Raw genomic sequence first — 14,411 nt, forward strand, 5'->3', positions numbered from 1 at the left:
TAAGAATTAAAAAGGGGCTGAAAAGCCCCTTTTTATTGCTCATATAATTAAACGCATGATGATGTCAAAACGAGCATTGTTCTGGCCGGTCGTGACTAATTTCTTTGCGTTGGAATTAGTATTAAATCTTGTTGCGGTGGAATCAAATACTCTGCGCCCTCGGCGGTGATAACCACCATCTCTTCGACGGAAATTGTTTTCGGACTACCGTCGGGTAAAAACCAACTGTAAAAACCATCAAACGCAAAGGTCATGCCTTCAGCGAGCGTTTTTTGTGAAGCCGGGCGTACACTAACGGCTTTTGAGCCACCTAAATTAGGCCCAGTATCATGCGCTTCATAGCCCACCGGATGACCCGTACTCCACATGACGGGGAGTGAGCCAGTAGCTTCCATTACTGTGCGTTGTGCAGCATCAACATCTACGCCTTTGACGCCGGGCTGCATGGCCTGATAAGCCGCCTCTCGTCCTTGTTTAGCACTATTCCAGTAGTACAAAATATCTTCAGGAACTTTAGTTTCATTCGCGGGTAACACATACGCAAAACGTTGAATATCAGTGACCCAGCGATCCCATAAACGGATACCAAAGTCAGTTTGGATAACATCTCCAGCGGTAATTATGCGATTAGTTGCATGAGAATGTCCGCGATCAGTGCCTGAATTTACATTGGGGTTTTGGTCTGGAGCCCAAGCGTCAGTCACTCCCGCTTGTTGCATTTTCTGTTTCAAAAACGCAGCGACATCAGCATCGGTGGTCTCACCAGGAACAACTTGCTGATAAGCTTCAATTTGCCATGCTGCAGTGAGTTTTGCGGCGTAGCGCATGATATCGACTTCTTGCGGTAGCTTAATTGATAACCATTCGTACACCAAGGTGTCAGATGATATCAGTCGAGGCGCATATTTGGGGCCAACTGCAGCGATTAGCTGCCTATACTGCGAAAAACTCAAGCCATCCGCTTGGGCATTACTATCTGAGATATTAATGGCGATAGCTTTGAAATCGTGTTTGGCAATAAATGCAGCGGCGCTTTGTATTGCCGATCCGGCACGTGGTATAGATTCAACATTGTCGAGTAAACCTAATTCTGCTAATGCAGTTGACTCACCAGAGGGTGAAAATGCAATTGAACGAAATTGCTCTTGAGCAAAATAAAACATAAAGACCGCTGTTTGCCCAGCATTTTCACAACCCACATGATCGGCCAGAGGGTCGTTGTTGTTTTCGCGACAAACGATCAACCATGCATCAATATCAGCTCTTTGCATTGCGTTGGGAAGCAGATCGGCAATTCGCTGTTTACGAATTTCTGGCCAAGGCGAGGGGGCTTTGAAGTCATAGGGTGCGGCACTTAAACTGCACTGATAACCGCCACATATAACGGCCAAACTCATTAGCATTACGGGTTTTAACATAGGTATCCTTAACTTAGTTAAATACAATGGCTGCCATATTGTTGATCTTACTGGGCTCTAACCAACGAGTAACAAGCATTAAATCATTTTGCTGATCAATAACGATGAAGTTACCGCCAAATCCAGCAGCATAAAAGAGGTTTTCGTTGTCAACGTCTGGCCATTTGCGTGGGCCTTGATTGACCCACCACATTAGGCCGTAACTGGCATGGGCTGCTGAAGGGGTTGTCGCCGTTTTGATCCACTCAGGAGCGATGATTTGCTCTGATTGCCATTTTCCATCACGGGTAAATAGTAAGCCAAATCGCGCCTGATCCAGCGTGGAAATAAATACGCCAGCTCCCGAGTGACCACCACCCGTTACACTATTCATTTTGAGGCCATCAACATTAACCCAGGCATCGTCATAGCCAAACCAACGCCATGTAGGTGAAGCGCCAATCGGATCCATAATGTGTTGCTTTAATACTTGAGGCAATGGCTGGCGAAATACCTGTAATAATGAATAGGCCAACACATTAACGCGAACATCGTTGTATTCCATCACGGTGCCGGGTTCACGCAGTTCACGGAATTGCCAATCGTCTAAATCGCCTTCACGAGGGGGGCGATCTGCCCAATCTTTGATGCCAAAAAGTTCACCTTGCCAATCAGACGTTTGTTCGAGTAAATGACGCCAGGTAATTTTGCTGTTGTGTCGCCCCGCGAATGTCCCGTCCCAAACTGACCCAGCCACTGGGTCGTCGATATTGTTAATATGCTGATGTTGTGCAGCAAGCCCAGCAACGGTGGATAAGTAACTCTTGGTTACACTAAAGGTCATATCAACGCGTTCGAGATCGCCCCATTCCGCAATGATATAACCATTTTTAACAATCATACCGGCTGGTCCACCGCGTTTTTTTGTAGGGCCTTTTATTTCATGAAAGGGCTCGTGGCTAAAGCCTTTCAGGATTGCAATCCGTAGATCTACATCACCGGAATATTCATTCGCCATTGCAAAATCGATAGCGCGTTGGGCTTTATCAGCTGAGTATTGTTGTGATTCTGGCGACATTCGTTGCCATTCAGCAGGCGCGGGAAAGTAGTGTTCTGATGCCTGAGTCGCACCAAGACATAGAGAAACTAACAATACTGATGCACATACAATAAAAGATTTCATAACTGACCTTAGGCGTTTTACCAAACAGTGCTATACGCACTGCACGAGTTATTGATTAAATAAAGTTATCATCACGACTAAAACTATTCACTTTAATTTACTGCGAATTGGATTATTGTTGCGCTATCCATAACGGATATTTGTTACTGATCATGGCGAGAAAACCACACAAATTACGCAACCATTTTGATGACGACTACGAGGATGAAGACGATTTCGGTCGAGGTAGAAAGAAATCGTCAAAACGTTCTGAGTTCCATCGACAACACAAACGTCAACAGAGCCACCACGAGCAGACTGACACTGCGTACTAAGCACATCGGACTCTTGTTTAAGGGCAATTGAATAAATTGCCCTTGTCACTGACCAGTATTCTGAGGATACTGGCATTACCTTAATTTTTATGAATCTTTAAAAGTGGATATACGATTTTATTCGACTTTTTTAGAAGTGAGTGAAACACGTCATTTTGGTAAAGCCGCCGAAAAATTGTTTATTACACAAGCGGCTGTTAGTGCGCGAATTCGCTCATTAGAAGAGTTTTACGCCACGCCGCTATTTACCCGTGACAGGAATCATATTCAATTGACTTTGGCAGGTGAGAAATTATTGCCATTTGCCAAACAATTAGTTGCTACTTTGCAGCAAAGCAAACAATACCTTAAAACGCATACAAAGGCACGGCTGCGCATCGCGACGACAGAAATGTCAGATACCTTGTTGGCAAAAGGTATCTACGAATTCGCTGTATCTCATCACAATCAATGTTCGATTAAATCAGATGTGCTTGGCAGTGAACTGATATCGCGGTATCTGCATGACAGTATCATTGATATCGGTTTCACTACCGTACCTGTTAAATCCGACGAGATAGTGAGCCACTGCGTATTCACTTCACCGTTGGCGCTGTACTCGGCTGAGAGTGGTGATAGCCAGCCGGCGATAAATGTGCGCGTGAGATACCCATTAAAGTGCGATGAGAGCTTGCAGCAACAATTTACATTTGCTGATGAGCCAGCGGTAGAGACAGGGAACTTACAGCATGCGGCACAGTTAGCCACAACACTGCAAACTGGTGTTATATTGCCAGTGTTATGGGCTCAACATGCCAAACATGTAGCACTACATCATCAAGCAGATGCGACTGGTGAGCCAATAGCGGTTTATGCTTGTCATCTTAAACAGTGCAGTAATGAATGGGTTGCGCGGTGCATTACCGCCATGAGCAGCAAGATGAGTGCCTGGATTAGTTAAGGAGTGGTCAATACGTACTCAAGTTCAGGGTCGACAATCAGTCGGCCACTCATGGCCTCTCTACCAAGTAGCATTAGGTAGGTCATTTCAGAACGATCAGTGAGGGTAAGTTGGATCGGCCAACGCATTTCCGCCAATACAATATCGGTTTTAATCACATAACGCCGCTCTCGAGTCGCCGTTGAACTCTTTATTTGCTTTACAGCCTTCACTTTAGCTTCGCGCCGTACGATTTGATCGACGTCGTGAATATTGGGATGAATATCAAAACTCACCCAGTTTTCCCCATCGCGCTCAAATTCTTCAATATTATCAACGTGTAATGAAGAAGTGGCCGCGCCGGTGTCAACGCGAATATTGAGGTTTTCAATTGCCAATTCAGGTAAATTACACAGCTCTAATGCCCCAACCAAATGTTTGTTTGTCACAGTCTTTTTCTCCGTTACATAACGATGGTGGGTTCGCCGACGTTTAACTCGTCGTGCAAACGCTCCACATGTTCAGCTACATCATCAGGTTTTGAGAAGTAGGCGACGTGATACATAGCTTCACCCTCTTGTGCGAGTGGAATGTTTTGTTTACCGATAACTATGCCTTCTGCGGGACTGGTAACCTTGGCTAATTCTTCGCCATAGGGGTTGGCAATTATGGCAAGCGTATCGCCTTTATCAACGTGATCACCTAATTGTGCTACGTGGGTCACAAAACCACTGTCACTGGCGCGCACCCAGCCACTTTGACGCGCTACAAAAGGGTCGATCACCTTACCGGTGGACTTGCGTTTATTCAGCATACCGATATGACGCATCACGTTTATGATGCCTTTAACGCCGGCGCGGATCGAGAACTCATCATAGCGTAACGCTTGTCCGGCTTCATACAACAAAACCTTAACGTCTTCATCGGCGGCAGCTTGGCGTAATGAACCATCGCGAATATCGGCATTGAGCATAACTGGCAGCCCAAAGGCCTTAGACAATTCGAAGGTCTCTTCATCGTCTAGATTTGCTCGCACTTGCGGTAAATTACTGCGATGAATTGCTCCGGTATGCAGGTCGATACCGTAATTGCATTTACTGACTATTTCTTTGAGAAACAGGTTCGCAATCCGACCGGCCAAAGAGCCTTTACGACTGCCAGGAAAACTGCGATTTAAGTCTCGTCGATCGGGTAAATAGCGACTTTGGTTAAGCACCCCAAAAACATTAACAATGGGAACAGCGATAAGCGTACCGCGCAATGATTTGATCGAGCGGGATTTGAGTAAGCGGTTGACGATTTCTATGCCATTTAGCTCATCACCATGAATTGCTGCGCTGACAAATAATGTCGGTCCTGGTCGCTTACCCCGCTGAACGTGCACTGGAATACCCATGTGCGTGTCGGTATACAAGGGCGGTAGCGTTAACTCAAGACGCTTAGTTTCCCCCGGTTTTATTGTTTGACCGGCGATGATCAAATCGGTCATCGTTAGCCTTGACCTCGTGTTTTGGTACTGGTTTTTTTCGTTGCCATTGATTCTAGGTGGGTAATGATCATCCCAGCCACATCTTTCCCTGTTGCAGACTCGATCCCCTCAAGGCCCGGCGAGCTATTGACTTCCATCACTACAGGACCACTATTGGAGCGAAGAATATCAACGCCCGCCATGTTTAAGCCCATGGTCTTTGCGGCATCTACTGCCGTTTTGCGTTCAGCAGGGGAGAGTCTGACAATGCTAGCTGAGCCACCGCGGTGAAGATTAGAACGAAATTCACCCGGGGCCGCCTGGCGTTTCATCGCCGCAATGACTTTACCACCTACCACTAGGCAGCGAATATCCGCGCCCCCGGCTTCTTTGATATACTCTTGGACTAAGATGTTAGCACCGATACCCATAAAGGCCTCGATGATAGCTTCAGCAGCTTTTGCTGTATCAGCGAGTACCACGCCAATGCCTTGTGTACCCTCTAAAAGCTTAATCACGACTGGAGCGCCACCGACGTTTTTAATTAAGTCATCAATTCTATCCGGATGATTAGCGAATCCCGTTCGAGGCATGCCAATGCCTTTACGCGAGAGTAATTGTAGTGAGCGCAACTTGTCCCGGGAGCGGCTAATCGCTACAGACTCGTTAATAGAGTATGTGCCCATCATTTCGAATTGCCTTACGACCGATGTGCCATAGAAAGTCACCGATGCTCCGATGCGTGGAATAACGGCATCAAATTTGGGTAACGCTTTACCTTTATAGCGCACAGATGGTTTGGCGCGTGTGATGTCCATATAGCAATGCATGGTGTCGATAACTTCGACTTCATGACCTTTTGCTCGACCTGCTTCCACGAGACGTCGTGTAGAATAAAGTTTTGGATTTCGAGATAGAACCGCGATGCGCATAGTATTAAATCCGTTAGTTATATTGGCGGAGTGTAGCAGTTAAATTAACCTTTTGCCTAATTATAAAAGGCTCAATATAACTCATTGATACATAGCCAATATTTAATTTGTTACTGCAGTGATTGTGGATTCACTTAAGTCCGATAATACGTTGATTCATTCGTTCCAGTTGAGGGCTTACATCGCCCGCACGCTGTGCTCGGCGAATGTAATACAACGCCTCGGAGAATCGATTTTGATTGTATAGTTGTTCCGCAACTTGGCCATTGACTATTGGATCATGGGGTAGTGCATCCGCTAAGATTTGCAGCGTTTTAATATACATATTGTGCTCATTTTGAGCTTTATAGCGTTCAGCGGATAAACGCATCATCGTCAGCCAATCAATTTCCTTGGCAAAAAACTGTCGACCTAAATTTTGTTGCCAATCTTGTGGTTGGGGGAGGCGCACGGCCTGTGGCTCATCGGTAAAAGGATAATCTGACATTAAGGTCAAAACCCCTGCAAATCCATAATATTCCTCTGCGGGAAGCACTAAACGGCGCTGCCATGCGGTATTGGGATCAAAATTGCGCCAAGGCTTAAACAATGCGCTTTCGCGCAGTTGATCATAAAACGCATTGGCGATCACAAAGTATCCTGGCACATTGGGATGTAAATGCTCCAGCATCAAATTGCGACCAGTAATGCCTGCAGGACTGCGAGCAGCAAACTCGGCCTCGCTATCTACCAAATACACACCCGTTTGTTTGGCCAGGTTTTTAATCACATTATTAATTTCTGTCGGTGCTCTAAAGCGCAGGAGATCATGCTCTTTGGCAAGTACAAAATGTCGTTTGGCAATAAGCTCCGAGCCTAATGCCAGTGCTTTTTGCGCTAACGTAAAATGAAGGTCAGCACTGTTATGGCTTTGCCACTCATTCGATAAAGCGCTAATGGTGTGTTTCGAAGATTGCGCTAGCGCGCGCGTAAATTCATCAGGAACTGCCAGGCTCTTAAAGGGGGCTTGATGTTGTAAATTACTCGCTACTGTCGATATAAACACAGGGACTCCAGCGTTATGATAGCGCTCAATCAATTCGGACATGTTGCGTTTGAATTGTTCAATACCTGCATTAAAACGCGCCGAATTACGTGCTATTGTTTTGTGTCGGGCGACTTGCGACATTACAGTGCGACGATTCTCGGGTTCAACATCTGATTCTTTTGGGTTGCGAAACGCAGAAACGGCAGCTTGTATTGCTTGATAAAGCGCTAAATCATCCAACCATAAGACTGCTCTGGTCATCGTGTAATTAGACGCGATAGAGTAATTTGAACCAACTCCCATAATGCCAAGAAACTCATTGTGGCCAGCGTAAATTAATACAGCATCGGGTTGTTGGGCGATAATTTCGTCGGCAAGGTCAAGCAACGTAAATGAATTAACTGCGGATAAGGCGGTATTTATTACTTCTACTTGGTGACCGGGTAGCGTAGGTTTAAGTCGACTATCGAGCATTGCGGCTAGGGATGTACCTAAGCCATATGGATAGCCGGCAGCGGTCGAGCCGCCCTGAACAACTAAACGCAAGCTATCCTGAGGTTTCTCGTTGAGAAAAAAGTTCGCCTCCAGGGTTACACGCGGTGCATTCGTTTTGTCATTAAAATAGCGATTGATGATGTCAGGCCTAGGCAGCAGATAACTCTGATGTGTTGGGTTTGTAATAAATAACGGCGGATGACCACCAAAACCCACCAAGCGTAAGACGAACTCAAGCAACACAATTAAAAGTACGGGTAGTAGAAGAAGAATTACTCTAAATAGCCAAAGCTTGTTGGGTGATGTTTTCATTTGATCACTCTTGGTTGACTAACTTTAAATAGCGCTGGGCTTGCTGATTGTCGGGATCTTGCGAGAGTACGGTGCGCAATTGCTCCTTTGCGCGGTCGCGCTGGGACAACAAATAGTACACCTGTGCACGGTGCAATCGATAAATGATCTCTTGGGGCGCTAAATCTGTCGCTTGGCGAGCGTAGTATTGCGCCAAACTTAATTGATTGGTTTGGCGATAAAGCTGAGCTGCAACGTTGGCTGCTTGGTGGTTAGTTGCTAGCGCATCGGCGAGCAGAGCGGCTACGTCAGCAGCGAGGTCAGGGCGCTGCAAGCGTTGAAATAGGGTCAGTAGTTCTTGTTGTTGGCTCAACCAATCAGTGCCATTAAAACGCGCTTGTGCAAATGCCTGAGCCTGATTTTCTGGGGGAGATAGTGCAAACCCTTGCGGTGTTTTATTGAAGGGGTAGTCGGCAGTTAATTGGGCAATTTTGTAATCGGCGTAGTAGTGGTCAACGTCGTTAAGCGGTACTTGTTGCCAAAGCTGCTCCTTGTCTAGATCCTGATGAGCCAGAACTCCCTGCTGCTGCAAAGCGGTCAAAAAGCCATAGGCCATAAGAAAATAACCGCGGGACGTTGGGTGTAAGTGTTCGAGCATATGTTCATTGCCGATGATGCCGTCTGTGCTGTCACTGCGAAACAATTGATCAAAATCGACGAGCGTCGCCTGATGTTCGTCGCTAAGACGCGCGATGATTGGATTAAAGTGACTTGGGGCACGAAAACGCAATAAATCTAAATCGCGAGCTTGGCTAAACGCCTGTTGTGCTTCGTCGTGTTGATTGGCTGCTAAAAGTTCGGTGCCGCGCGCAAAATAGTAACGGGCAGATCGTTCGGGATCTGGACTTATCGGCTCACTTTCAAAAGGGGGTTGATGCTTTTCGTTGGAGACTAAATTGCCGATAAATACGGGGATACCGTGTTGGCTCAAACTGGAGAGCACGGCACCTAAATTGGACTCAAATTGTTCCAACCCAGCGTTAAATAAGTCTGAATCCAACGCGATATTGCGCTCCTTGGCAACCGTTGCCATAACTGTTCGACCATCTAAATTAGCGTCTATTTTTGGTCTGGCAATTAGCAATGATTGAAGCAACTGAACGAGCCGAAAATGGCGTGTTTTGAGGTAGATTAAGTTAGCATAGTGACCGCCAGCACCAGCGTAAACACTCCCGACTCCCATAATGCCTAAATATTCATTGTGCCCAGCATAAATCAGCACTGCGTCTGGATTGAGCGCGATTACCTCTTCGACAAAATCGCGTAACGCGTAACTATTAACACTGGCCATGGCAACCGAAATCACCTCAATATTCTGTTCCGGATATAGGCTTTTCAATTGATGCTGTAAAAGTCCACTGGGCGCACCGAAACGACCGTAAGGAAACCCCGCTGCAGATGACCCACCCATTAAAATTATTCGCTTAGTAGTAGCGGGTTTTTCGCGACTAAACAAAAATGTATCTGGGGCTACATTAGGCGCCAATTCGGGCTGATGAAAATAGCGGTGGACGATATTGGGGTTGGGTTGAACGAATGCTGAATTTATTTCACTGGGTACAAACAATGGAATGTCTTTACCGAAGCCCACGATCCGCAAAATGCCCTCAATCAAGAGTAAGATGATCGCAGGGATCAGTAGCATAATTACGTAATAAACAGGTTTATTTTGAGTCGTCTTAGGCGACACGTTTTGCTCTCGGTTGGGCGTTATTTGCGTTAGAGTAATCGGGTCAGGATTGAATAACAATACTTGTTAGTACATCATGATCAGAATTCGTAGTGCATAAAATTATAATTAAAATGACGTATATTTTAGGGATTTCAGCTTACTATCACGATAGCGCTGCGTGTGTTGTTGTGGATGGTGAAATCGTTGCTGCTGCACAAGAAGAGCGATTTACGCGTGTGAAGCACGATCCGCGTTTCCCCACAGCCGCAATTGAATATTGTCTTAATGAAGCCGACGTCAAGCTAACCGATCTCGATGGCATTGTGTTTTATGATAAACCGCTGCTTAAATTTGAGCGTCTGTTAGAAACCTATCTTGCTAATGCGCCGAAGGGGTTCTTAAGCTTTGCTCGCTCAATGCCAATTTGGCTGAAAGAAAAACTCTACTTAAAAAGTGTACTGCGCCGCGAACTTCGTGCGATAGCTGCGAACCAATCCCCAGAGATTGAAAAGCCCAATAAAATTGCTCTACCGCAATTACTCTTTACCGAGCATCATCAGAGCCATGCGGCTTCGGCGTTTTATCCGAGTCCTTTTGCAGATGCCGCTGTTGTGTGTCTTGATGGTGTAGGCGAATGGGCAACGAGTAGTGTGTGGCATGGCCAAGAAGCAAAGCTGACCGCTCTTAGTGAAATTCACTTTCCACACTCGTTGGGATTGTTGTATTCCGCATTCACTTATTACTGTGGCTTTCGCGTTAACGCTGGTGAATACAAGTTAATGGGATTGGCGCCATACGGAGAGCCACGTTACGTCGATTTGATTTACGAGCATCTGATTGACGTAAAACCAGATGGCAGCTTTCGCCTCAATATGCGCTATTTCGATTATGCCGTCGGCAGTGTAATGACCAACAAACGATTTGCCGCATTGTTCGGCGGACCAGCATTGCCTGCCGATGATACGCCTGAGCAGCGGCACTTTGACCTTGCCCGTTCGATTCAAGTGGTGACCGAAGAAGTCGTGGTCAAGATTGCTAAATACGCTAAACAGCTTACCGGTAGCAACAATCTCTGCCTTGCAGGTGGTGTGGCATTGAATTGTGTAGCGAATGCTAAGATTCTTGCCGAGGCTGGATTTGAAAATGTCTGGATCCAGCCCGCCTCCGGTGATGCTGGCGGCGCATTAGGATCAGCTTTGCAGGTGTGGTACGGCTACTTTGAGAATAACCGAGAAAACGCGAGCGATCAGATGCAAGGCGCATACCTAGGCCCTCAATACAGCGATACAGACATTCAACAAGCGATCGATAACAAGCAAGTAGTGGCGAAACAGTTAGCCAGAGACGACTTACTCACCGAAGTAGCAGCTTGGTTGACCCAGGACAATGTAGTGGGCTGGTTTCAAGGCCGAATGGAATTTGGACCTCGCGCATTGGGCAATCGAACTATTTTGGGCGATGCACGCAGCACTAGCATGCAACGAAAAATGAATATCGCGATCAAGCAGCGCGAGTCTTTTCGGCCTTTTGCTCCTATCGTTAAGCTCGATAAGGTTAGTGAGTATTTCGAATTCAACGGGCCAAGCCCCTATATGCTGCTTACCGCTGATGTTAATCCGACTCTTAAATGTGAAACCGATGATGATGTTGAAGGGTTAGACCGGGTGAACCAAGTACGTTCTTCATTACCCGCGATAACTCATATTGATTACTCAGCGCGATTGCAGACGGTCGCGCAAGAAACGAATCCAACGTTGTATGCATTGCTCGATGCGTTTGAACAACTCACCCAAGTGCCGGTATTAATCAATACGTCATTTAATGTGCGTGGCGAGCCTCCTGTGTGTTCACCCGAAGATGCAATTCGTTGTTTCTTGGCAACCGACATGGATTACTTGGTAATGGGACAGTGGGTGTTGGATAAACGCGAGCAAAGTGACAGCGCAATCGCATTGGCTAAATCAGTGACTTTCGAGAAGGATTAATCCGTGTTAAGTAAACTTAAATCCATTATGTTACCGATGGCTGATCCGAGCGATTCATCAGCATTGCGTCAGTTTGCGGTGCAAATGAGCGTTGCTTTCCCGCTGTTTTTCGCACTCTTATTACCTTGGATATTTGATCATGCAATGCCTTATTGGCCATTTTTAGTAAGTGTAGCATTGCTAACTGGTGGCTTTGTGATTCCGCGCATTTTGTATCCTATGTATGTCGTATGGATGATTATTGCCAGTGTGTTAGGTTGGTTAAACACTCAGCTAATATTAGGCTTGGCATTTTTCATATTAATTTTACCGCTAGGGTTAGTATTGAGACTATTTAACAAGCTTGGCTATTCGAGCAAAATCAATAAGAATGTGTCGAGTTATTGGATTACGCGCCAAAACCCACCGCGCAAAGAAAATTTGAAGGAGCCATTTTAAATGGTTGAGTTTTTACAAGATTTATGGGCATTTTTACGTGTTCGCAAGAAAATGTGGCTGCTGCCGATTGTTATTATTTTAGCGCTATTGGGTGGTATTGTTATCGCTACACAACAGTCATCTTTGGCCGCGTTTATTTACACCTTGTTCTAAGTTCGTAGCATTTCGGCCTGCCTGAGGCGGGCCTTCCTTTCGATCATTAGCAATTGAATGTGTGTTACATACGTATGCACATTGAGTTAACAATTCATTAACGGGTATCCTTGCGACATTATAGTTGCCCAAGGAACCGCAATGCGCTTATTCAGTTCTGAGTCTTTATCATTACCTTCATTCACAGCAATTGCTGGAATCGCTACACTATCGTTAGGTTTAGGCATCGCCTGTACACCAGCGATACCGCCAGAAGCTACCCAGCCTAGCGAGGAAAAAATGCAGACCGAGAGCTCAACTGGGCAAGGCAAACCTGTGGTTTATCAGGTTTTCACCCGTTTATTCGGTAATACCAATGAAACCAATATGCCATGGGGCACGATTGAAACAAACGGTGTCGGCAAGTTCAGTGATTTTGATGCAGCCGCACTAGAAGGCATTAAAGCATTGGGTACTACACATGTCTGGTATACCGGTGTACCGCATCATGCTGTCATCAATGATTACACCGCTTATGGCATTTCGCTAGACGATCCGGATGTGGTAAAAGGACGCGCAGGTTCACCATACGCGGTGAAAGACTATTACAACGTTAATCCTGACTTAGCGGATGATCCTGCCAATCGTTTAGCCGAATTTGAAGCGCTAATTACGCGTACTCACGAGCACGGTATGAAAGTACTTATCGACATAGTGCCTAACCATGTTGCTCGACGTTATGAGTCGCTATCTGCGCCGGAAGGGGTGAGTGACTTTGGCGCCAACGATGACACCAGCGTTGAGTATGCACGCGACAACAATTTTTATTACGTGGTCGGTCAGGATTTTCAGGTACCAGAATCTCCGAATGGATATTTACCGTTAGGTGGTGAGCCACACCCACTAGCAGATGGCCAGTTTAGCGAATCGCCAGCAAAGTGGACGGGGAATGGTGCGCGCGCGGCTCAGCCTGATGCTAATGACTGGTATGAGACGGTGAAAGTCAATTACGGTGTGCGCCCTGATGGCAGCTATGATTTCCCAACGCTTCCAGCAGAATATGCAGAACTGGGTTACGAACAGCATTATGCGTTTTGGCAAGACAAAGACCTGCCGGACAGCTGGTACAAATTTCACGATATCGTGCACTACTGGTTAGACAAAGGCGTTGATGGTTTCCGCTATGACATGGCTGAGATGGTACCGGTTGAATTTTGGTCGTTCTTAAACAGTTCTATCAAGATGAAAAATCCGGAAGCGTTTTTGCTTGCTGAGGTTTACCAGCCGCACTTGTATCGCGATTATTTGCACCTTGGCAAAATGGACTACCTGTACGATAAAGTAGAGTTTTATGACACGCTTAAAGCGGTTATCCAAGGTCATGGCGATACCGCTGATCTGGTTAAGATCCAAGCGCGATTAGCAGATATCGAACAGCATATGCTGCACTTCCTCGAAAATCATGACGAGCAGCGTATCGCAAGTCCCGACTTTGCCGGTAGCGCAGAGAAGGGGAAACCCATGTTAGTGGCTTCGGCGTTGATTAGTCGTTCGCCGACCATGTTGTATTTTGGCCAAGACGTAGGGGAAGACGGTAGCGAAGAAACCGGTTTCGGAGACCCAACTCGTACCACCATCTTTGATTACGCGGGCGTGCCTGCTCATCAGCGCTGGATGAACGGTGGTCAATTCGATGGGGGGCTGCTGACCGATCAAGAAAAAACGTTACGCGAGTTTTATATCAAAGTAATGAATATTTCTGCTAACTCTTCAGCGATGCAAGGTGATTATCGCAGTCTCCATGCTGAAAACCTTCAGGTAGGTTCAGATTACGATAGCAAAACATTGGCATTCGCACGATGGAGTGGTGAAGAGGCCTTAGTTGTAGTGAGTCAATTTACAGAAACTGCAAAAGGTTTTGATCTGCAGATACCAGCCGAATTGGTGACTCAGTGGCAACTAGGTGCGGGCGATCATCAGATTATTGAGCGTTTAACTGACACTCCAGCGGTAATAAGGGTTAGTGCTGACGGTTCTGCACACATCGCCACACAACTGGCACCTTTAGGTTCAGCCGTTTATGCAATTAAGTAATAGC

Annotated in this window: 13 protein-coding genes; 6 read left to right on the forward strand and 7 right to left on the reverse strand. The window is 46.2% G+C overall.

What is annotated here, in order from left to right; translation table 11 throughout:
- Nucleotides 1–95: 95 nt before the first annotated feature.
- Together QTP81_RS08805 and QTP81_RS08810 are read right to left on the reverse strand one after the other, a co-directional pair.
- A complete protein-coding gene (locus QTP81_RS08805) occupies nucleotides 96–1,418 on the reverse strand; it encodes a M24 family metallopeptidase (protein ID WP_289364984.1) in 1,323 nt (440 codons plus the stop codon).
- Between the two features lie 13 nt (nucleotides 1,419–1,431).
- A complete protein-coding gene (locus QTP81_RS08810) occupies nucleotides 1,432–2,580 on the reverse strand; it encodes a serine hydrolase domain-containing protein (RefSeq protein WP_289364986.1) in 1,149 nt (382 codons plus the stop codon).
- Nucleotides 2,581–2,732: 152 nt separating this feature from the next.
- Between QTP81_RS08810 and QTP81_RS08815 the strand changes: the two genes are divergently transcribed.
- The gene (locus QTP81_RS08815) at nucleotides 2,733–2,894 is read left to right on the forward strand and encodes a hypothetical protein (protein WP_289364987.1); all 162 of its coding nucleotides are present in this window, start codon (nucleotides 2,733–2,735) and stop codon (nucleotides 2,892–2,894) included.
- 103 nt (nucleotides 2,895–2,997) lie between these two features.
- The gene (locus QTP81_RS08820; protein WP_289364988.1) at nucleotides 2,998–3,834 is read left to right on the forward strand and encodes a LysR family transcriptional regulator; all 837 of its coding nucleotides are present in this window, start codon (nucleotides 2,998–3,000) and stop codon (nucleotides 3,832–3,834) included.
- On the opposite strand, the gene QTP81_RS08825 is transcribed toward QTP81_RS08820, so the two are convergent.
- The 5 genes from QTP81_RS08825 to QTP81_RS08845 all read right to left on the reverse strand — a co-directional run bounded on the left by QTP81_RS08825 (nucleotide 3,831) and on the right by QTP81_RS08845 (nucleotide 9,776).
- Nucleotides 3,831–4,262: an ATP-dependent zinc protease family protein gene (locus QTP81_RS08825; protein ID WP_289364989.1), complete on the reverse strand. Its 432-nt coding sequence runs from the start codon at nucleotides 4,260–4,262 to the stop codon at nucleotides 3,831–3,833. The two genes, QTP81_RS08820 and QTP81_RS08825, sit on opposite strands and share 4 nt — an antisense overlap.
- Before the next feature lie 14 nt (nucleotides 4,263–4,276).
- Entirely contained in the window at nucleotides 4,277–5,302 is a 1,026-nt protein-coding gene (locus QTP81_RS08830; RefSeq protein ID WP_289364990.1) for a succinylglutamate desuccinylase/aspartoacylase family protein, read from the reverse strand.
- 2 nt (nucleotides 5,303–5,304) lie between these two features.
- Nucleotides 5,305–6,213 carry a 30S ribosomal protein S6--L-glutamate ligase gene (rimK, locus tag QTP81_RS08835; RefSeq protein WP_289364991.1) on the reverse strand — a complete coding sequence of 303 codons (909 nt, stop codon included), beginning with the start codon at nucleotides 6,211–6,213 and terminating at the stop codon, nucleotides 5,305–5,307.
- 130 nt (nucleotides 6,214–6,343) lie between these two features.
- Nucleotides 6,344–8,047, reverse strand: coding sequence for an SGNH/GDSL hydrolase family protein (locus QTP81_RS08840; protein ID WP_289364992.1), 1,704 nt, complete (start codon nucleotides 8,045–8,047; stop codon nucleotides 6,344–6,346).
- Nucleotides 8,048–8,051: 4 nt separating this feature from the next.
- On the reverse strand, nucleotides 8,052–9,776 hold the full coding sequence (locus tag QTP81_RS08845; protein WP_289364993.1) for a hypothetical protein: 1,725 nt from the start codon (nucleotides 9,774–9,776) through the stop codon (nucleotides 8,052–8,054).
- Nucleotides 9,777–9,868: 92 nt separating this feature from the next.
- On the opposite strand from QTP81_RS08845, the gene QTP81_RS08850 reads away from it, so the two are divergent.
- The 4 genes from QTP81_RS08850 (at nucleotide 9,869) to QTP81_RS08865 (ending at nucleotide 14,407) form a co-directional block, all read left to right on the forward strand.
- On the forward strand, nucleotides 9,869–11,743 hold the full coding sequence (locus QTP81_RS08850; protein ID WP_353059722.1) for a carbamoyltransferase family protein: 1,875 nt from the start codon (nucleotides 9,869–9,871) through the stop codon (nucleotides 11,741–11,743).
- 3 nt (nucleotides 11,744–11,746) lie between these two features.
- Complete coding sequence (locus QTP81_RS08855; protein ID WP_289364994.1) at nucleotides 11,747–12,181, forward strand: SxtJ family membrane protein; 435 nt, start codon at nucleotides 11,747–11,749, stop codon at nucleotides 12,179–12,181.
- Nucleotides 12,182–12,334 (forward strand): DUF5989 family protein, encoded by a 153-nt coding sequence (locus tag QTP81_RS08860; RefSeq protein ID WP_289364995.1) that lies wholly within the window; start codon nucleotides 12,182–12,184, stop codon nucleotides 12,332–12,334.
- A 141-nt stretch (nucleotides 12,335–12,475) separates the two neighbouring features.
- Nucleotides 12,476–14,407 (forward strand): alpha-amylase family glycosyl hydrolase, encoded by a 1,932-nt coding sequence (locus QTP81_RS08865; protein WP_289364996.1) that lies wholly within the window; start codon nucleotides 12,476–12,478, stop codon nucleotides 14,405–14,407.
- Nucleotides 14,408–14,411: the final 4 nt, after the last annotated feature.

Origin of the sequence: Neoalteromonas arenosi, assembly GCF_030362855.1 — a bacterium.
Lineage (GTDB): Bacteria > Pseudomonadota > Gammaproteobacteria > Enterobacterales > Alteromonadaceae > Alteromonas_E > Alteromonas_E arenosi.

Excerpts from the sequence above, each read along its gene's own strand:
- QTP81_RS08805 (WP_289364984.1), bottom strand. The coding sequence starts at position 1,418 with ATGTTAAAACCCGTAATGCTAATGAGTTTGGCCGTTATATGTGGCGGT.
- QTP81_RS08810 (WP_289364986.1), bottom strand. The coding sequence starts at position 2,580 with ATGAAATCTTTTATTGTATGTGCATCAGTATTGTTAGTTTCTCTATGT.
- QTP81_RS08815 (WP_289364987.1), top strand. The coding sequence starts at position 2,733 with ATGGCGAGAAAACCACACAAATTACGCAACCATTTTGATGACGACTAC.
- QTP81_RS08830 (WP_289364990.1), bottom strand. The coding sequence starts at position 5,302 with ATGACCGATTTGATCATCGCCGGTCAAACAATAAAACCGGGGGAAACT.
- rimK (WP_289364991.1), bottom strand. The coding sequence starts at position 6,213 with ATGCGCATCGCGGTTCTATCTCGAAATCCAAAACTTTATTCTACACGA.
- QTP81_RS08840 (WP_289364992.1), bottom strand. The coding sequence starts at position 8,047 with ATGAAAACATCACCCAACAAGCTTTGGCTATTTAGAGTAATTCTTCTT.
- QTP81_RS08860 (WP_289364995.1), top strand. The coding sequence starts at position 12,182 with ATGGTTGAGTTTTTACAAGATTTATGGGCATTTTTACGTGTTCGCAAG.
- QTP81_RS08865 (WP_289364996.1), top strand. The coding sequence starts at position 12,476 with ATGCGCTTATTCAGTTCTGAGTCTTTATCATTACCTTCATTCACAGCA.